Genomic DNA, 18,388 nt, shown 5'->3' with positions numbered 1-18,388 from the left:
AGAAGAGATATGACGGCACAGACCACCCAAGAGCAGTTGCAGCGCCCGCCCGCGGAGGTGCGCTACGCCGACGAGCTGGCCCGGCTCCGCGAAGAGGACACCGGCCCCCGCCCGCCCGGGTGGGCGCTCAGCCTGGAGGCGGCCCGCCGCTTCATCGTGGGCGACCCCGAGCGCGGCGTGCGGCGCAAGTTCGTCGGCGACCCGTCGCTGATCGACCGCGCCCTCGTCGCGCTGGCCACCAGCCGCGGCCTGATGATGGTCGGCGAGCCGGGCACGGCCAAGTCGCTGCTGTCGGAGCTGGTCGCGGCGGCGGTCAGCGGCGACTCCACCCTCACCATCCAGGGCGGCGCGGCCACCACCGAGGACCAGATCAAGTACTCCTGGAACTACGCCCTGCTGGTCTCGGAGGGGCCCTCGACTCGCTCGCTGGTCCCGGCCCCGCTGCTGCGCGGGATGGCCGAGGGCAAGGTGGTGCGGTTCGAGGAGATCACCCGCTGCCCGCTGGAGGTGCAGGACTCGCTGCTGTCCCCGCTGTCGGACCGGGTGCTGGCCATCCCCGAGCTGACCGGCCCGGACGCGATGGTCTTCGCCCGCGAGGGCTTCAACATCATCGCCACCGCCAACACCCGCGACCGCGGCGTGAACGAGATGAGCGCCGCCCTCAAGCGCCGCTTCAACTTCGAGACCGTGTTCCCCATCGCCGACTTCGCCACCGAGCTGGACCTGGTCGAGGCGGAGGCCACCCGGCTGCTGGAGCAGTCGGGGGTGGGCGTGCCGCCGCGCCGGGACGTGCTGGAGGTGCTGGTCACCACGTTCCGCGAGCTGCGCACGGGCAAGACCGCCGGCGGCCAGTCGATGGACCGGCTGTCGACCGTGATGAGCACCGCGGAGGCGGTCTCGGTCGCGCACGCCGTCGGGATCCGCGGCTGGTTCCTGCGCGGCGAGGAGGGCAACCCCGCCGACATCGTGGAGTGCCTGGCCGGGGCCGGCGCCAAGGACAGCCCCGAGGATCTGGCCCGGCTGCGGCGCTACCTGGAGCAGCAGGCGTCGCGCCGTAGCGGGCACCAGTGGAAGGCCCTGCACGCCGCCCGTCACCTCCTGCCGGGCTGATGGCGGCCCGGACCGCCCGCCGTACGGCGGAGATCACCTATATCGGAGTCCGGCACCACAGCCCCGCCTGCGCGCGGCTCGTACGCGCGACCATCCGGCGGCTGCGGCCCGCGTACGTGCTGGTGGAGGGACCGGCCGACTTCAGCGGCCGGCTGGAGGAGCTGCTGCTCGGCCATGACCTCCCGGTGGCGATCTTCAGCCACTACCGGGACGAGGCGCGCGTCCACGCGTCCTGGTCGCCCTTCTGCGCCTACTCCCCGGAGTGGGTCGCGCTCACCGAGGGGCGTGCCGCGGGCGCCGAGGTGCGGTTCATCGACCTCCCCGCGTGGCATCCGGCGTTCGCCGAGCGGCGCAACCGCTACGCCGACGCCGACGAGCGCTACGCCGACGTCACCGAACGGCTCTGCCGGACCTTCGCGGTGGACAACAGCGACACCCTCTGGGACCACATGTTCGAGGGGGGCGGCGACGAGGACACGCTGGCCGAGCGGCTGGCGGCCTACTTCGACCTCGTCCGCGGCGAGTCCGAGGCCGGGCCGGACGACACCGCCCGCGAGGCGTACATGGCCCGGTGGGTCCGCGCGGCGGCGGCCGAGGCGGGCGACCGCCCGATCGTGGTGATCACCGGCGGCTTCCACCGCGCCGCGATCCGCCGCCTCGTCGAGTCCGGCGACGGGTCCGGCGACGGGGCGGGGGCAGCGACGGACGGGGCGGGCTGGCCGGAGGTGCCCGAGCCGCCCGAGGGCGCCATCGGCGGCAGCTACCTCGTGCCCTACTCCTTCCGGCGGCTGGACGCGTTCACCGGCTACCAGTCCGGCATGCCCTCGCCCGAGTACTACCAGCGGCTCTGGGAGGGCGGCCCGGAGGCCGCCGCCGCGGGCCTCACCGAGATCGTGGTGACCCGTCTGCGCAAGCGGCGGCAGCCCGTCTCGACCGCCGATCTCATCGCCGCCCGCACCCTCACCGAAGGGCTGTCGCGGCTGCGCGGCCACTCCGCGCCCACCCGCACCGACCTGCTCGACGGGCTGGTCGCCGCGCTGGTCACCGACGACCTCGAACAGCGGCTGCCGTGGACCGCCCGGGGACCGCTGGCGCCGGGCGCGCATCCGGCGGTGGCCGAGATGGTGGCGGCGCTGAGCGGCGACCGGGTCGGGCGGCTGTTCCCCGGCACGCCGGCGCCGCCGCTGCTGCACGACGTGACCGCCGAGCTGGAACGGCTCGGGCTCGACGGCGCGGGACCGGTCACCGTCAAGCTCTCCGGAGACCGCGGGCTGCGGCGCAGCCGGGCCCTGCACCGCCTCCGGGTGCTCGGGATCCCCGGCTTCGAACGGGAGTCCGGCCCGAGCAGCGGCGCCGAGCCCGTCCTGGAGGAGCGCTGGACGCTCAAGCCCGGAGACCACCGGCTGCCCGCGCTCATCGAGGCGGGCGCCTACGGAGCGACGCTCCAGGACGCCGCCATGGCCGTCCTTGAGGAACGGGCCGCCCGTGCCGCGAGCGCCGTCGACGAGCTGGCCGCCGTGCTCTTCGACGCCGCGCTGTGCGGCTGCACCGACCTGTCGGAGCGGATCGCGGGGACCATCGCCGCCGCCATCGCGAACGCCTCGGAGCTGGGCGGGATCGGCGAGGTCCTGGACACCACCCTCGGGCTCTGGCGCCATGACCGGCTGCTGGGCACGGCGGGCAGCCCGCTGTTCGGCCAGGTCGTGCAGGGGTGCGTCACCCGTGTCCTGTGGCTGGTGGAGGGGGTGCGCGGCGGCCCGGCGCCGGCCGACCCGCGCCGGCTGCGGGCGCTCGCCGCCACCCGCGACGCGCTGCTGCACGCGGCCGGACCGCTCGGCCTGGACCGGGACGCGGCGCTCGCGGTCGCCGGCCGGGTCGGCGCGAGCACCGAGGCGCCCCCGGACCTGCGCGGCGCCGCGTTCGGGCTCGGCTGGTCCCTGGGCGCCGCCGCCGATCCGGTACGGGCGCTGCTGGGGGCGGCCCGCCCGCAGATCGTCGGTGACTGGCTCGCCGGGCTGTTCGCCCTGGCCAGGGACGAGGTGCTGGCCGGGGAGACCGAGTCCGGCACCGAGCGGGCGGGCACCGAGCAGGCCGGCACCGAGCAGGCCGGTACGGGCGAGTCCGCCGGGGCCGAGTCCGCCGGGGCCGACGAGCCGGGCGCCGCCGGGCGGAGCGTGCTGGCGGTGCTCGACGAGATGATCACCGGGCTGGCCGAGAACGACTTCCTGGTCGCGCTGCCCGCGCTGCGCCAGGCGTTCGAGTTCTTCCCCCCGCGCGAGCGCGAGACGATCGCCCGGCGGCTGCTGGAGCGCCGCGGCGTGCGCGGCTCGGCACGGTCGCTGCTGCGGACCGAGGTGGACCCGATGCTGACGGCCGAGGCCCGGGGACTGGAGGAGAAGGTGGACCGGCTGCTGGCGGCCGACGGCCTGGGCCCGAGCGACGACGCCCTGCGAAAGGAACCGGTATGAACCCCCCGCCCGATCCGAGCCTGGAACGCTGGCGGCTGATCCTGGGCGCGCCCGCCGAGGGGTGTACCGGCGCCCTCGGCGGCGACGCCGCGGGCCGCGACCAGGCGCTCGACTGGCTGTACGGACGCGACCCCGACCTTCAGCGGCGCGGCGTTCGCCGCGGCGGGGCCAGGCAGGCCGACCGGGACGGCCCGCGGTCCGCCGGCGACGAACCCTCGGCGCTCACCACCGTCGACTGGCTCGACGGCGTGCACCGGCTCTTCCCCAAGGAGACCATCGAACGGCTCGAGCGCGACGCGGTCGAGCGCTACGAGATCCACGAGGTCGTCACCGACCCGGCCGTCCTGGAACGGATCGAGCCCAACCCGACGCTGCTGCGCGCCGTCCTGCGCACCAAGCACCTGATGAACCAGGAGGTGCTGGCGCTCGCCCGGCGGATCGTCGAGAAGGTCGTCCAGGACCTGCTGCGGCGGATGGCGACCGAGGTGCGGCAGGCGTTCCACGGCACCCGGTCCCGGCGGCCCAGCCGGTGGAAGCAGGCCCGCAACTTCGACTTCCACGCCACCATCCGCGCCAACCTGGCCCACTACCGGCCCGAGGAGAAGCGGCTCTACATCGAGCATCCGCGGTTCCTGTCCCGGACCCGGCGGCAGCTCGACCAGTGGCAGATGATCCTCATCGTCGACCAGTCGGGTTCGATGGTCGGGTCGGTCATCCACTCCGCGGTCACCGCCGCGTGCCTGTGGGGCCTGCCCGGCCTCAAGACCCACCTGATCGCGTTCGACACCAACGTGGTCGACCTGACCTCCGACGTCACCGATCCGGTGGAACTCCTCATGAAGGTCCAGCTCGGCGGCGGCACCGACATCGCGCGGGCGATGGAGTACGGCGCCGGGCTGATCGAGAACCCGCGCCGGGCCATCGTCGCCGTCGTCACCGACTTCTACGAGGGCGGCGACCCGTACCGGCTCGTCCGCTCGGTCCGGGGGATGGTCCAGCAGGGCACGCACGTGCTGGGGCTGGCGGCGCTCGACGAGGAGGCCAACCCCGCCTACGACCGCGACATGGCGCAGCGCCTGGCCAACGAGGGAGCCCAGGTCGGGGCGATGACCCCGGGCCAGCTCGCCGCCTTCGTCGCCGAACGGATCGGCCGATGACCCGTACCGACCTCCTGGCCCTCACCCCCGACTCGCTGGCCGCCCTCGCCAACCGCGGGCTGGTCAAGCGCGCGACCAAGGACCTCGACGCCGGGAACCTCCCGGAGGTGGAGGTCGACGGCGACGGCACCGTACGCGGCGCGTTCGCCGACGGTGTCAGCACCACGCTGCCCGGCGGCGGCGGGCTGGAGGGCGCCACGTGCACCTGCGCGGCCACCGGTGTCTGCCGCCACCAGGTCGGCCTGGTCCTGGCCTACCAGCGGCAGGCGCCCGCGGAGGCCCCGCCCGCACCCGCCGGGGACGGCCCGGCCGGGGAACCCGCGGTCGAGGCGGCAGGGGAGGCCGCCGGGACCGGGACGCCCGCGTCCGGAGCCGGATCCGCCCCGGCCGAGGTCACCTCCTGGTCGCCCGGAAGCTACGACGACGAGGCGCTGGTCCGCGTCCTGGGGGAGCGGGTGGTCACCGCGGCGCGGCGGACGCTGAAGGCGGGGTACGCGGCGCGGGTGCACCGTCCCACGCCCGCCGACCCGGTCGCGTCCGTGGAACTGCCGACCTGCACCGTCCGGTTCCTGGTGCCGGAGGAGTTCGGCTACGTGCACACCGACGCCGTGGCGACGATGCGCGGCGAGGTGATCGCACTCGCCGTCTGGGCGTTCCGCGCCGCGGACGAAGGGGGGCTGCTCGCCGCCGACGTCCGCGTCGACGTGGGCGGCCCGGCGCGGGGCGGTGGGGGCCGGGCCGCCGGAGCCCCGGGCTCCGGGCTGGAACCCGTGCTCGACCTCGCCGGCCAGATCCTGCTCGACGGGGCGATGCACGCCGGGCCGGTGCTGGACACCGCCCTCCACCGCGCCGCGCGCGAGCTCACCGGCGCCAACCTGCACTGGCCCGCCGCCGCGCTCGGCGACATCGCCGGTCAGCTGGCCGCCTACCGCGACCGCGGCGCCGGGCACGAGCCCGAGCGCCTGGCCGCGCTGATCACCGAGCTGCACGCCCGGCACCGGGCGGCCCTGCACGAGGGCGGCAGCCCGCGCTCGCAGGTGCTGGGCACCAACGAGACCGCCGAGACGCCGCTGCGCCGGGTGCGGCTGACGGCGCTGGGCTGCCGGGTGGGCGGCACGGACGGCGAACGGACCGCCGAGGTCTTCCTCGCGCACGCCGGCACCGGCATCGTGCTCGTGCTCAAGCGGCGCTGGGAGGTCGCCGGGGACCAGGCGCTGACCGGGCACGACGTCGCCGGGCGCAGGATCGCCGGTGCCGCGCTGCGGTCGCTGGCCACGGCCAACGTCGTCTCCGAGAACGCCACCCGCAGCCCCAGCCGCGTCGTCCGGCTGGGCACCGGCCGGGTGTCCAAGACGACGGTGACACCCGTGGGCCTGGCCTGGGGCGACCTGCCCGCGACGGTTCTGGCCCGCGACCTGCGCGCGCTGGAAGGGGAGCTGGACGCCCTGCCGCCCCGCCTCGTCCGGCCGCGCGTGGAGGCCGAGACGGTCCGGGTCGTCGAGATCGCCGAGGTCCACGCCATCGGGTACCACCCGGGCGCCCAGCGGCTGGAGGCCACCTTCGCCGACCGGGAGGGCACGACCGCCACGCTGTCGGCGACGTACGCGCCGTCCCGGCCGGGGGCGCTGGACGAGCTGGCCGCGGCGCTCGGCGGCGAACGGGGCGAGCCCCTCTACGTCAGCGGTCCGGTCCGCCGCTCCCGCGGGACGCTGGTCGTGGAACCGGTGGCCGTCATGACCACGGGCGGCGTCGTCGTCCCCGACCTGGCCCCCGGCGACGGCGGCGCCGCGCTCGACGCGTACACCGAACCGGCGAAGGACCCGCTCAGCGAGGCGCTGTCGGACGCGCTCGCCGTGTGCGCCGACGCCGCCCACCGGGGGCTGCGGCACCTGCAGCACGGCACCCGCACCCGCGTCGCGCGGGCCGCCGGGGACCTGCGCAGGATCGGGCTCACCGTCACCGCGGACGTGCTGCGCGCACTGGACACGGCCCTCGACGGCGACGACCCGCAGCGCATGGTCGAAGCGTGGGTGGACGCCCAGATACGCCTCATCACCGCGATCGACCTGAGATGACGGCCGGGCTCCTCCGGGACCATCCGGTCGACCGGCCGGTCGCGCCGGACCTGGAGGCGCCGGGCGTCCCGATCGTCTGGGCGGGCCGCGCGGCCGGGACGCCCGGACGGCCCGCGCGCGGTCAGGCGCGGTCAGGCGCGGCAGGTCAGCGGGCGCCCGCCGTTATAGGTGATCATGTCGGACAGCGCCGTGACCACGTCGACCGGGGCGCCCGGAGGCAGCCCGTCCTCCTCGGCGTACGCCCGGTGCAGGTTCCCCACGATCCGCTCGGGATCGGCCAGCTCCGCGTACGGCCCCAGATCGGTCTCGCGGGCCGCCTCCAGCGGGGTCAGCCCCGCGGCCCGGCCCCGCTTCGCCGTCGCCTGCACGAACCGCAGGTAGCCGAGCACCCGGTCGATCAGGTCGGGGCCGGCGACCGGGCCGTGCCCCGGAACGATCGTCTCCGCGCCCAGCGGGGCGACGACCTCCTCCAGAACGCTGATCGCACCGGCCACCGACCCCTGGAGCAGGAACGGGGTGCCGCCGTTGAACAGCAGGTCGCCGCAGAACAGCAGGCGCCGGTCCGGGATCCACACGATCGAGTCGTTGGTGGTGTGCGCCGGGGTGCCGACGTGCCGGACCTCGCACCGAAGGTCGTCCACCCAGAGCGTGACACCCTCGGTGTAGGTCAGGAACGGGGGCTCCAGCGTGAACGCGCCCCAGTCGACGGGGGTCCAGACCGGCTCGTCGAACGGGGCGCCCCAGGCCAGCACACCGGCCCGGGTCTCCTCGTGGGCGACGATGGTGGCGCCCCCGAACAGGTGGTTGCCGAACGTGTGGTCGCCGTGGTGGTGGGTGTTGACCAGCGTCCGCACCGGCCGGTCGGTCACCGAGGCGATCGTCTCCAGGTAGGCGCGGGTACGGCGCTCGGTGGAGCAGGCGTCGACGCTCACCACCCCGCGGGAGCCCACCAGGAACCCGGTGTTGTTGATCCACCAGGTGCCGTCCGGCTGGAGGTAGGCGAAGACGCCCTCGGAGACCTCCTCCAGGCGGGGCGGCCCGGGCGTGGTGATGTCGTGCTCACTGCTGGTCATCGTGCGGCAGCGTATCCCGGCGGGTCGCCGATGCGGACGGTTTCCACCCAGCCGGGCGGATCGGGCGGTGCCGCGCCCGCGCCGACGCCCACGAGGGCCGCGATGAGGCGGCAGGTCTCGGGCTCCTCCGGCCAGGGCGTGTAGCCGTCGGTGAGGACGATGACCACGTTCGGCCGGTCCCCGGAGGTGAGCGCCCTGCGGATCCCGACCCGCATGTCGGTGCCACCGCCGCCGCCCAGCGTGACCTGCTCGGCGGAGGTCACCCGGGAGACGGTGTGCACGTCGGCGTCGCAGGCCAGCACGGTCACCCGGTTGCCCCGCACCCCGACCTCGCGCAGCACGCCGGTCACCTCCGCCATGGCCGCGGCCAGGTCGTCCTCGCCCATGGAGCCGGAGGTGTCCACCACGATCGCGACGCGCGGCAGCGGGCGGCGCAGGCTGGGCAGCACCACGCCGCGCATGGCCGCCGTCCGCCGCGACGGCCGCTGGTAGGTGTAGTCGACCGCGCCGCCGGCCCAGGCGACCGCCTCGCGGACCGCGCCCGCCAGCATCCGCCGCCAGTCGACGGTCGGCTCCAGGATCTCCAGCGCCCAGCGCCGCCACCCGGCCGGTACGGTGCCCCGGCCGCGCTCGTGCGCGCGGATCGCCTCGGCCGTCGCCCGCCGGAGCGCGCTCGCCTCCACCTCGCTGACCTTTGCCAGCCCGGGGCCGTCCCGCTCCCACGGCGCCGGCACGCCGTGCGCCCCCGAGCCGCAGTTCAGGTGCGTGTCCTGGGGAGGGATGTCCGGCAGGTACGCCTCGAAGATCCGTCCCGCGGGCAGCCCGAACGTCCCGGGCTCCACCCGTCCCTCGGGCAGCGGCAGCCGGTCGGCGAGGAGGTCGTCGTTGATCTCGCAGTCCTGCGCGATGTTGACCCGGCGGTGGTCGCGCTGGTCGGCGGCGGGCAGCCGTTCCGCGCGGCCGTGGTGGTCGCGCAGCAGGTGCGACACCTCGTGGATCCACACGCCCGCCAGCTCGGGGACGGGCGTCGCGTCCACGAACGAGGGCGAGACGTAGCAGCGCCAGTGCCGGTCCACGCCCATCGTCGGCACGCCCGTGCTCGGCACGACCGACAGCGAGTACAGGGCCGAGGCCAGGTAGGGCCGGTCGGTCGCGGCCCGGTAGCGGGCGGCCAGAAGCTTGTCGCGGTCGAGCCGGGCGCCCCGCTCGGCGGGCTCCGTCCCGGCCATCTCAGCTCCCGGCCGGCATGGCCCCGGACAGCCGCAGGATGTCGATGAACCCGTCGATCCCGCTCGGCACCGCCCAGTCGGTGTCGCGCAGCGCGGCCAGGTCGACCGCGGCCCGCGCCGCCACGTCCGGCACGCCCGCGTCGACCGCCTTGGCCAGCACCACCCAACCGGCCTCCCAGCGCCGCCGGCTGAGGTCGCCCTGGACGGCGGAGACCACCGCCGTGAGGAAGGCGAGCTGGCGGTCGCCGCGCTTGGGCAGCGCGAACGCCTCCGGGTTGGCCAGCACCCGGTCGGGGTCGGGAAGGTCCAGCTCCTCCAGGTAGGACAGCAGCTCGATCCCCGCGCCGTCGCCGATCGCCCCGACCACCGCGGACGCCAGGCCCTCCCGGCTCGCGTCCGTGGCGTACCCGACGGCCAGCAGCCGCAGCGCCATCTCCCAGGTGCGCGGGGACGGCCACGCCCCGCCCCGGCCCTCGGCGTCGGCGGGCAGGTGATGCGCCAGGCCGGGACGCGCGGTGAGGAAGCCGGAGACCGCGCCGCGGGCCCGGGCGACCGCGCCGGAGATCTTGCCGGGGTCCACCAGCGGCACCGTCACCGAGGGCCAGGTGCCCGCCATGCCCCGCGCGACCGTGCGCGGCTCGTGCGTCCAGTGCAGGTGGACGAACCGGTTGGCCAGCGGCGGGCTCAGGTGCCACCCGTCGGCCGCGCTGGACGGTGGGTTGGCCGCGGCCACGACGCGGACCGGCTCGGGCAGCGTCAGGCTGCCCACCCGCCGTTCCAGGACGACGCGCAGCAGCGCCGCCTGCACGGCCGGCGGAGCCGACGACAGCTCGTCGAAGAACACCAGGCCGCGGCCGGCCGCCGCGAGCCGTACCGCCCAGTCCGGCGGCGCCATCGGGACGCCGGTGGTGGCCGGGTCGTCCCCGATGATCGGCAGCCCGGCGAAGTCGGACGGCTCGTGCACGCTGGCGATGACCGTCTCCAGAGGGACGTCCAGCCCGGCGGCCAGCTGCTCCATGCCCGCCGACTTGCCGATGCCCGGCTCGCCCCACAGCAGCACCGGCAGGTTCGCCGTGACCGCGAGGGCGAGGGCCTCCAGCTGGGGGCTCTCCGACGGCTCGGTCCGCCACGCGCGGGCCCGCGCGGTCAGCTCGTCGGCCGCCGCCAGGGGGTCGGGGGACGGGGTGTTCACGCTCATTCGTACTCGTCTCCGCTCCACCAGGCGCCGCCGGCGCCGGGGCACTCCTTCTCGATCCGTTTCCTGAGCCAGTCCAGGTCCGTGCGGCGGTGCCGGTCGAGGAAGTCGACGAGCCCGAACGTCAGCTCGTCCTCCACGTCGATCCGGGCACCGGCGTCCACCAGCGCCCGGACGAGCGCCTCCGAGCCGTGGTCGCCGACGGCCATGTGCAGCGGCGTGCGGCCGTTCTGGTCGCGGGCCTCCAGGTCGAGCCCGGCCTTCAGCAGCCGCGGGAGCAGCTCCTCGTGGTCGAGCATGTGGAGGAGGTGGAGCAGCGTGCGCTTGCGCCCGTCGCGGGCGTGCGGATCGGCGCCCGCGTCGAGCAGCCGCAGCACGCCGGGGGCGTCACCGTGCTGGGCGCGCAGGAACAGCTCCTGCCGCTGGTCGCGCAGAGCCTTGGGCAGCCTCCCGCCGCCTCCCGTCCACGCCCGTTCGAGCGCGAAGCATCCGGACACGGCGCCGCCGAGCGCCAGCAGTGCCTTCTCCCGCTGCCGTTCCCCGTCGCCGTGCGGGATGCGCAGTGCGCCGTCTCCCTGGCGCACCTCGTGCCACTCGCCGCGGCAGCGCACCCGGACGGGAGCGCCGGAGAGCCCGGCGTCGGGCGGCCCGGACGGCCCCGCGGGCTCGGGACGTGCCGGGAACAGCGCCGACCGCACGAGCGGGTGCAGCTCGTCGGGACCGATCCGCCCGGCCCGGAGGAGATCGAGGTCGGGGAGGCGGCGCCACGCCGGGGCCGGCAGGTACGCCGCGCTTCCGGCGCTCCTGTCGTCGACGACCTTGACCAGGGGGCGCCCTCCGGTCCCGGCCCGCCCGCTGTCGATCAGTACCGTGGCCGGCCAGCCGACGAAGATCTTGTGGAGGTTTCCGCCCAGCCGGGCGATCTCCGGGCCGAGCCGGGTCAGGGCCAGCGGCAGCCGCGACAGCAGCGGCAGGGGCTCCGCGTCGTAGTACGCCGGCAGATCCGGCGCCGTCAGGTCCAGGTCGAGGCCCGCGGCGTCGAAGGCGGCCTCGACCTCGCCCCGTTCCTGGAGCAGCGCGACCCGCTCGGCGAGACCGGCGACGCCCCCCGCGGCGAGCTCATCGTCCGCCAGCGGGGTGCCGTCGGGGTGGAAGAACGGGACCCGGCCCCCGCCGCCGCAACGTTCGAGCAGCTCGCCGACGCGCCGGGCGTCCCACAGGTGCCGCGCCCCCGTCCAGTCCTGCTCCTCCCGGCGGGACTCCTCACCGGCGCCCTCGTCGACGTCGCCGAAGCGGAGGACGAGGTGCTGGGGGCCGTCCATCATGGTGGGCGTCAGGACGTGCAGCGCCCGCCCGCCGTGCCGGGCCAGCACGATCGCCTGGTGCGGGCTGAGGGTGCTGCGGCCGTGGCCGATCCGGGGGAGGTGCCAGCGCAGCAGGTCGGGCGCCAGATGCCGCAGGTCCTCCAGCAGGGCCCCGGCGACCTCGGCGCCGTGCTCGCCGGCGACGGCCCGCGGGTCGAGGGCGACCCTGACCCGGGCCGCCCGGCAGGCCCCCTCCCAGTCACCGGCCAGCTGGCGCTCGGTGGCGCGCCCGATCATCCAGCGCGGCACGCCGTAGCGCCGGGCGCGCTGCCAGGCGGCCAGCTCCTGCGCGACGTACTGGGCGGAGCCGATCAACGGTAGACGCTTCCGATCGCCCGCATGTCGGCATGGGGGCGCGCCTCGGCCCGCAGGCGCGGCGCGAGGGCGCGCTTGACGCGCCGGGGGACGCCCGGGCCCAGCCCCACGTACTCCAGGCGGGTGTCTCCCGGAACGCACGACAGCAGCGTCTTGGCGCCGCGTCCGGTGATGCCGGTGCGGCGCAGGTCCAGGCGGCGCAGCGGGCTGCCGGGCAGCGCCGCGGCCAGCAGCGCCGCGCCCTCGTCACCGGTGGCGTTGGGCGGGGCGCCCAGGGCGCGTTCGGACGGCGGGCGGGCCAGGTCCAGCGACTCGATCGCGTCCAGGGACCCGGCCAGGGCGCGGGCGCCCTCCGGCCCGATCCCGTTGCCCCCCAGCCCGAGCCGTACGGGACGGGCCGGGTCGGCCGCGCCGGCCAGCACCGCCGCGCCCTCGTCGCCCAGGTGGTTGGCCGACAGGTACAGCTCGCGCACGCCCGCGTCCCGGATCAGCGCCGCCAGCAGATCGGCCTCGTCGACGCTCAGGCCGTTACCGCCCAGGAACAGGCGCTCCAGGGGGACCGGGCGTTCGGTGAGGACGTCCAGCAGGGCCCGCAGGCCGGCGCCGGTCAGCCCGGTGTTGACCAGGTCGAGCGTCCTCACGGCACGGTTGCGGCGCAGCATGGCGGCCAGCACCCGCGCCCCCTCGTCGCCGACGGGGTTGCGCTTGAGCCAGACCGCGCGGACGGTCTCGTCCTCCGCGAGCCGCCCGGCCAGGGTCGCGACGCCCTCGGGCCCGATGCGGTTGCAGCCGAGGTAGAGCGTCTCCAGCCCGTGCCCCGGACGCAGCGCACCCGCCACGGCGGCGGCTCCGGCGTCACCGATGGCGTTGGTGCCCAGCAGGACGTGGACGGCGTGCGGCGAGGCCGCGGCGGCGGGGACGAGCCGTGCCACGCCCTCGGCGCCGAGCCCCTGCTTGCACAGGTCGACGCGCCCGTCGGGCCGCAGCGTGCCGAGCGGGAAGGTCTCGTCGCCGGCCACCCCGGCCGGCGCCGCCAGCCGGTCGAGCAACGGGTCGAGCCCGGTCAGGTCGGCGCTCGGCACGTCGGGGTGCTCGATCGCCGGGCAGCGTACGGGCGTCGGTTCTGCCATCACCACTCCACCGGTCGATAATCCTTGAGGAACAGCCCGGACAGGCGCTCGCCGCCGACTCCGCGCACCACCGGGTCGTACACCCGCGCCGCCCCGTCGATGACGTCGAGGGGAGGACGGAAACCCGCCTCGCGTTGCGCGAGCTTGGCGGGATGCGGGCGTTCGTCGGTGATCCACCCGGTGTCCACGCTGTTCATGTGGATGCCGGAGGCCGCGTAGTCGGCGGCGGCCGTACGGGTCAGCATGTTGAGGGACGCCTTGGCCATGTTGGTGTGCGGATGCCGGACGGTCTTGCCCTCACGGGAGAAGCTGCCCTCCATGGCCGAGACCTGCACCACGTAGCGGTCCGGCCAGGGCGACGCCTCCATCAGGCCGCGCAGCCGGGAGGTGAGCAGGAACGGCGCGAACGCGTTCACCATCTGCACCTCCAGCCACTCGCCGGGGTCCACCTCGTGCAGCCGCAGGGACCAGCTGTTGCGGTCGCGCAGGTCGAGCGGCTGCCCGGTCTCGTCCGTCCGGCCCGCGGGGAAGAGCGCCTCCATCGCCTCCGCCTCCGGACCCGGCGTCCCGGCCAGGGGGAGGAGGGCGGGCAGGGCGGCGCCGTGGCCCCCGTCCGGCCCCTCCAGGGACTGCGGCCGATCATGCGCGTCCGTGACGTCCACCAGCGCGGCGGCGCCGGTCAGCGGCGCGCTCTCGGCGGCGCCGACCTCCCGGTGGTAGGCGGCGGGCCGCCGGATCGTCTGCGCCGCGTTGTTGATCAGGATGTCGAGGTGCCCGAACCGCTCGTGCGCCGAGCGCAGCAGCGCGGCGACCGCGGGCAGGTCCAGCAGGTCGAGGCCGTGCACATGCAGCCGGTCGATCCAGTCGCGGGCGTCGGGGACCTCGGCGAACCGGCGGGCGGCGTCGCGGGGGAAGCGCGTGGTGACCGTCACCTCGGCGCCGTCGCGCAGCAGCTTCAGCGCCACCTGGAACCCGATCTTGACCCGGCCGCCGGTGACGATCGCCCGGCGCCCGCGCAGGTCGCAGCGGGCGTGGCGGCGGGCGAGGTTCTCCTCGGCGCAGGCCGGGCACAGCATGTGGTACTCGAGGTGCACCCGCTGGTAGCGGGTCTTGCACACGTAGCAGCGCCGCGTGCCGGTCAGCACCCGCCGCACCGGCTCGTTCCCCGTGCCGGACGGGGCGCGGGGCGTGGTGCCGGACGCGGTGTCCGGCAGGGCGGGGACGGGGGCGGACCAGGGGTCCTGGTCCTGGAAGCGGGCGGTGGCGGCGGTCGCCTCGCGGTCGTTGCGCCGCCGGTCGGCCAGCCGGGCGGCCTTGCGCGACTTCTTCCCGGCCCGGTAGACCTGCGCGGCGGCCTCGTGCACGTCCCGCCAGCGAGGGTCGGCGGGGTCGGCCGCCCGCGCGCGGGCCAGCACCCGGAGGCAGGCCTCGATGTCGGCCGTGCCGGGGTCGACCGACATCTCGTACTCCTGACCGTGTCCGGCGGTGGTGGGGGACGGAGCCGACCGGATTCGAACCGGCGTCCTCCAGGCATGCTGTACCGGCGCGACGACCTCTGCGCTACGGCCCCATCCCGGCCGCACGATAGCGGCCGGGTACGACATCCCACCACGGAGATCGGGCCGACCATGATCCACGTCGTTCCGTGCGGCGGGAACGTCGCGGGTGGCAGGGCCGGCCGGATTCGAACCGGCGTCCTCCAGCTTGCAGCTAAGGCGCGACGACCTCTGCGCTACGGCCCTGCCGCGCAGGAGCATAGCGATCATCGCCGACATTCCGCCCGGCCTTCGCCGCGGTCGTGATCGTTTTCACCGGAATGACCGCCGGACAGGGTGGGTATCAAGGCACCTTCGCCGGCCGCCCCGGACCCGCCGGCCCGATGCGCCGGGAGGCCCGTACGGCCGGTCACGACAGCACGGCAACGACGACAGGAGGAGCCATGCAGCAGGACCCGCGAGCGGACGCGGCCCCCGGCTCGGTCCATCCCCCGCCGCCCGCCCCCGCCCCCCATCCCGCTCCGCACCCGGCCCCGCAGCCCGAGCCGCCCGGGCCCGGCCCCCTGGTGCCCCCCACCCCCATGCCCGACCCGGGGCCCCCGCAGCCCGAACCCGAACCCGAGCCCGTCTGACCGCCGGGCACGAGGTCGCCGACATCCACCACGGGAGGACGCACGAGCGCGAACGAGCACGCCGAGGAGAACGGCGCCGGGCAGGAACCGGTGACGGTGGTGTTCACCTGGGACGTCGTCCCCGGCCGGGAGGCGGACTTCGAGAGCTGGGCGAGCGGCCTCACCCAGGCCGCCACCCGCTTCCCGGGCCACATGGGCGCGACCTGGCTGCGGGCGGAAGGGGTCCGCAACCGCTACTACACGGTGCTGACCTTCGCCGACCAGCCCCGCCTCGACCGCTGGCTGGCCTCCGACGAACGCGCCCGCTGGATCGAGCGGCTGCGGGGCGTCGCCGAGGGCCGCCGCCATCGCACCACCGGCCTGGAGACCTGGTTCAGCCTGCCCGGTGAAGGCACGGCGGCACCGCCCCGCTGGAAGATGGTCGTCGTCACCTTCTGCGCCGTCTACCCGATCAGCCTGCTGCTCCAGGTCACCGTCGTCCCGCAGACCCAGTCGTGGCCGCTCGCGCTGCGGGCCATGCTCTTCCCGCTGCTGGTGGTGCCGGTGCTCACCTACGCCGTCATGCCGCTGCTCAGCCGCCTCCTGCGGCGCTGGCTGTACCCGGTGGGACGCGCCTATCCGCCCGCGCGCCCCGACCGGGGCGGCGTGGACGAGACCGAGGGGTCATGACCGAGGGGGCGTGACCGAGGGGGCGTGACCGGAAGCGGAGCCTCCGGCGGCGGTTGGGTGTTGACGTGTACCACAAACGTTTTCATAATCCGACCATGACCTCGATCCGGGCGGTGGCCTCGGCCGCCGGCGTCTCGGCCTCGACCGTCTCGCGGGCGCTCAACAACCCGGAGCTGGTCAACGCCGAGACACGGCGGCGGGTGCTGGAGTGCGCCGACCGCCTGGGCTACCGGCCCAACCGGGCGGCGCGGTCGCTGGTCCTGGGCCGCACGTCCAACGTCGGCCTGATCGTCCCGGACATCGCCAACCCCGCCTTCGCGCCCTTCATCAAGGGCGTCGAGGCGTACTTCCGGGACACCGGCTACGGGGTCTTCCTCGCCGACACCGACGAGGACGCCGACACCGAGGCCCGGATGGCCGAGGCCATGGCCGAACGGGCGGACGGCCTGATCCTCTGTGCGTCCCGCATGCCGGGGATGCGGGTCCGCTCCATCGCCGCCAAGACGACGGTGGTGCTGGCCAACCGGCTCAGCCGCTCCGTGCCGTCGGTCGCGCTGGACCTCAAGCCGGGCATCGACCAGGCAGTGACGCACCTCCACGCCCTCGGGCACCGGCGGTGCGCGTTCCTGTCCGGTCCCCGGGACTCCTGGTCCAACCGGCAGCGGCGTAAGCACCTGACCGCCGGGTGCGCGGCACGCGGGATCGAGCTGATCGAGCTGGGCCCCTACGAGCCCCAGTTCACCGGCGGCTACCGCGCCGCGGACGAGGCCCTGGCCGCGGACGTCACCGCGGTGTTCGCCTACAACGACCTGATCGCGCTGGGCGTGCTGGCCCGCCTGCACGCACGGGGCGTCCGGGTTCCCGAGGACATGAGCATCGTGGGCGTCGACGACGTGCCCACGGCGTCGATGGTCTCACCGCCCCTGACCACCGTGGCCGTACCGATCCAGGCGCTGGCGCGCGCCGCGTCCGCCATGCTCCTCGACCGCCTCCGGGCGGACCGATCCGACACGGTGGCGGCCGCTCCGCCGCCCCGCCCGCCGGCACCGGAGCTGGCGGCGCGCCTCCTCATCCGGAGCACTACAGGGCCGACGTAGGAGCCGGCCCATCAGGAGGACCCACCCCCCATGAGAACTCCGCTGCGAATTCCACGTCCCTCCTCGAACCGCGCCTCCTCCCCGCGTCGCATCTCGTCCTCGCGCCGCACCTCGTCCCCGCGTCGTCTCACCTCGCCCCGCACTCCCTCGGCGCTCGTCCTCGCCGGTTGCCTGATGGCCTGGCTCGCCGGCTGCGGCGCGCCCGAGTCCGGCACCGGATCGGCCGCCGAGCCCGCTCCCGCCGACGTCAGGACGCCGTCCAGGCCCGTCACCCTGAACATCGTGGACGTGGCCGGCAACCTCCAGCTGACCCAGCAGATCTTCGAGAACTACAAGGCCCGCAATCCCAAGCTCGTCAGCCGGGTGACCTACACCAAGGTCACCGCCCCCGAACTGGCCGGGAAGGTCAAGGCGCAGCAGGACGCGGGGCGGCTCGACATCGACCTCGTCCTCACGGGGACGGACGGGCTGTCGGCGGGCCTGGAACAGAACCTCTGGGTCGACCTGCTCGGCAAGTACTCCGACAAGCTCCCCGACCTCACCGCCCTTTACCAGGAGCCGGCGGCCAAGATGCAGGAACTGGCCAAGGGCAGGGGCGTCACGGTGACGTACTACCCGTCCGGCCCGCTGCTGGAGTACAACCCCAAGACGGTGCCGAACCCGCCCAAGACGGCCGGGGAGCTGCTCTCCTGGGCGAAGGCCAACCCCAAGAAGCTGATGTACGCCCGCCCCGCCAACTCCGGTCCCGGCCGGACCTGGCTCATGGGCCTGCCCTACATCCTCAAGGACTCCGACCCCATGGACCCGGTCAACGGCTGGTCCAAGACCTGGGCCTACCTGAAAGAGCTGGACAGGTACGTCGAGTACTACCCGACCGGCACCTCCCAGACCATGAAGGAGCTGGGCGAGGGGTCCCGCGACATCATCCTCACCACGACCGGATGGGACATCAACCCGCGCGTGCTCGGCCAGGTGCCCAAGGACATCAGGACCGGAGCCCTCGACGGCTTCACCTGGGTGACCGACGCCCATTACATGGTGGTCCCCAAGGGCGTCTCCGGGGAGAAGCTCGCCGTCCTCACCGACCTGATGAAGTTCGCCCTCACCCCGCAGCAACAGGCGATCACCTACGACAAGGGCTACTTCTACCCCGGCCCCGCGGTGAAGGGCGTGACCCTGGACATGGCGCCCGCGGACAGCCGGCAGGCCGTCCGGGAGTACGGCCGCCCCGAGTACGACGCGCTCATCGCGGGCAACCCCAAGGCGCCGCCGCTCGACGCCAAGGCCATGGTCGCCGCGTTCGACCGCTGGGACCGCGAGATCGGCGGCCAGAAGGTGAAGAAGTCATGACCGAGGGTCTTGGGAACGCTTCGCGTTC

At 75.1% G+C, this 18,388-nt stretch carries 14 protein-coding genes and 2 tRNA genes; 8 read left to right on the top strand and 8 right to left on the bottom strand.

What is annotated here, in order from left to right; translation table 11 throughout:
- Nucleotides 1-9: 9 nt before the first annotated feature.
- Genes IW256_RS23635 through IW256_RS23620 form a run of 4 tightly spaced genes read left to right on the top strand, consistent with a single transcriptional unit; the run spans nucleotide 10 to nucleotide 6,810 of the window.
- The gene (locus tag IW256_RS23635; RefSeq protein WP_197013059.1) at nucleotides 10-1,110 is read left to right on the top strand and encodes an ATP-binding protein; all 1,101 of its coding nucleotides are present in this window, start codon (nucleotides 10-12) and stop codon (nucleotides 1,108-1,110) included.
- Entirely contained in the window at nucleotides 1,110-3,578 is a 2,469-nt protein-coding gene (locus IW256_RS23630) for a DUF5682 family protein (protein WP_197013058.1), read from the top strand. The genes IW256_RS23635 and IW256_RS23630 overlap by 1 nt, the downstream gene beginning before the upstream one ends.
- The gene (locus tag IW256_RS23625; RefSeq protein WP_197013057.1) at nucleotides 3,575-4,735 is read left to right on the top strand and encodes a VWA domain-containing protein; all 1,161 of its coding nucleotides are present in this window, start codon (nucleotides 3,575-3,577) and stop codon (nucleotides 4,733-4,735) included. The genes IW256_RS23630 and IW256_RS23625 overlap by 4 nt, the downstream gene beginning before the upstream one ends.
- The gene (locus tag IW256_RS23620) at nucleotides 4,732-6,810 is read left to right on the top strand and encodes a hypothetical protein (RefSeq protein ID WP_197013056.1); all 2,079 of its coding nucleotides are present in this window, start codon (nucleotides 4,732-4,734) and stop codon (nucleotides 6,808-6,810) included. Before IW256_RS23625 ends, IW256_RS23620 begins: the two co-directional genes overlap by 4 nt.
- Before the next feature lie 131 nt (nucleotides 6,811-6,941).
- On the opposite strand, the gene IW256_RS23615 is transcribed toward IW256_RS23620, so the two are convergent.
- From IW256_RS23615 to IW256_RS23580, 8 genes are all read right to left on the bottom strand, one after another.
- Nucleotides 6,942-7,883 carry an MBL fold metallo-hydrolase gene (locus tag IW256_RS23615; protein WP_197013055.1) on the bottom strand — a complete coding sequence of 314 codons (942 nt, stop codon included), beginning with the start codon at nucleotides 7,881-7,883 and terminating at the stop codon, nucleotides 6,942-6,944.
- Nucleotides 7,880-9,112: a vWA domain-containing protein gene (locus IW256_RS23610; protein WP_197013054.1), complete on the bottom strand. Its 1,233-nt coding sequence runs from the start codon at nucleotides 9,110-9,112 to the stop codon at nucleotides 7,880-7,882. The genes IW256_RS23615 and IW256_RS23610 overlap by 4 nt, the downstream gene beginning before the upstream one ends.
- Nucleotide 9,113: 1 nt before the next feature.
- Nucleotides 9,114-10,310 (bottom strand): AAA family ATPase, encoded by a 1,197-nt coding sequence (locus tag IW256_RS23605; RefSeq protein WP_197013053.1) that lies wholly within the window; start codon nucleotides 10,308-10,310, stop codon nucleotides 9,114-9,116.
- Nucleotides 10,307-11,986, bottom strand: coding sequence for an ankyrin repeat domain-containing protein (locus IW256_RS23600; protein WP_197013052.1), 1,680 nt, complete (start codon nucleotides 11,984-11,986; stop codon nucleotides 10,307-10,309). The genes IW256_RS23605 and IW256_RS23600 overlap by 4 nt, the downstream gene beginning before the upstream one ends.
- On the bottom strand, nucleotides 11,983-13,116 hold the full coding sequence (locus tag IW256_RS23595; protein WP_197013051.1) for a leucine-rich repeat domain-containing protein: 1,134 nt from the start codon (nucleotides 13,114-13,116) through the stop codon (nucleotides 11,983-11,985). Before IW256_RS23595 ends, IW256_RS23600 begins: the two co-directional genes overlap by 4 nt.
- Nucleotides 13,116-14,576 (bottom strand): SDR family NAD(P)-dependent oxidoreductase, encoded by a 1,461-nt coding sequence (locus IW256_RS23590; protein ID WP_197013050.1) that lies wholly within the window; start codon nucleotides 14,574-14,576, stop codon nucleotides 13,116-13,118. Before IW256_RS23590 ends, IW256_RS23595 begins: the two co-directional genes overlap by 1 nt.
- A gap of 36 nt (nucleotides 14,577-14,612) precedes the next feature.
- Nucleotides 14,613-14,686 (bottom strand) — tRNA-Ala (locus tag IW256_RS23585).
- Nucleotides 14,687-14,782: 96 nt separating this feature from the next.
- Nucleotides 14,783-14,858 (bottom strand) — tRNA-Cys (locus tag IW256_RS23580).
- A gap of 197 nt (nucleotides 14,859-15,055) precedes the next feature.
- Between IW256_RS23580 and IW256_RS23575 the strand changes: the two genes are divergently transcribed.
- From IW256_RS23575 to IW256_RS23560, 4 genes are all read left to right on the top strand, one after another.
- Complete coding sequence (locus tag IW256_RS23575) at nucleotides 15,056-15,244, top strand: hypothetical protein (protein ID WP_197016850.1); 189 nt, start codon at nucleotides 15,056-15,058, stop codon at nucleotides 15,242-15,244.
- A 90-nt stretch (nucleotides 15,245-15,334) separates the two neighbouring features.
- Nucleotides 15,335-15,913 carry an antibiotic biosynthesis monooxygenase gene (locus tag IW256_RS23570; protein WP_197013049.1) on the top strand — a complete coding sequence of 193 codons (579 nt, stop codon included), beginning with the start codon at nucleotides 15,335-15,337 and terminating at the stop codon, nucleotides 15,911-15,913.
- Nucleotides 15,914-16,008: 95 nt separating this feature from the next.
- Entirely contained in the window at nucleotides 16,009-17,010 is a 1,002-nt protein-coding gene (locus tag IW256_RS23565) for a LacI family DNA-binding transcriptional regulator (RefSeq protein WP_197013048.1), read from the top strand.
- A gap of 174 nt (nucleotides 17,011-17,184) precedes the next feature.
- Entirely contained in the window at nucleotides 17,185-18,360 is a 1,176-nt protein-coding gene (locus IW256_RS23560) for an extracellular solute-binding protein (protein WP_197013047.1), read from the top strand.
- The last annotated feature ends 28 nt before the right edge of the window (nucleotides 18,361-18,388 follow it).

The sequence above is a fragment of the Actinomadura viridis genome, from assembly GCF_015751755.1.
Lineage (GTDB): Bacteria > Actinomycetota > Actinomycetes > Streptosporangiales > Streptosporangiaceae > Spirillospora > Spirillospora viridis.
This window is presented reverse-complemented; position numbering and strand designations above follow the sequence as displayed.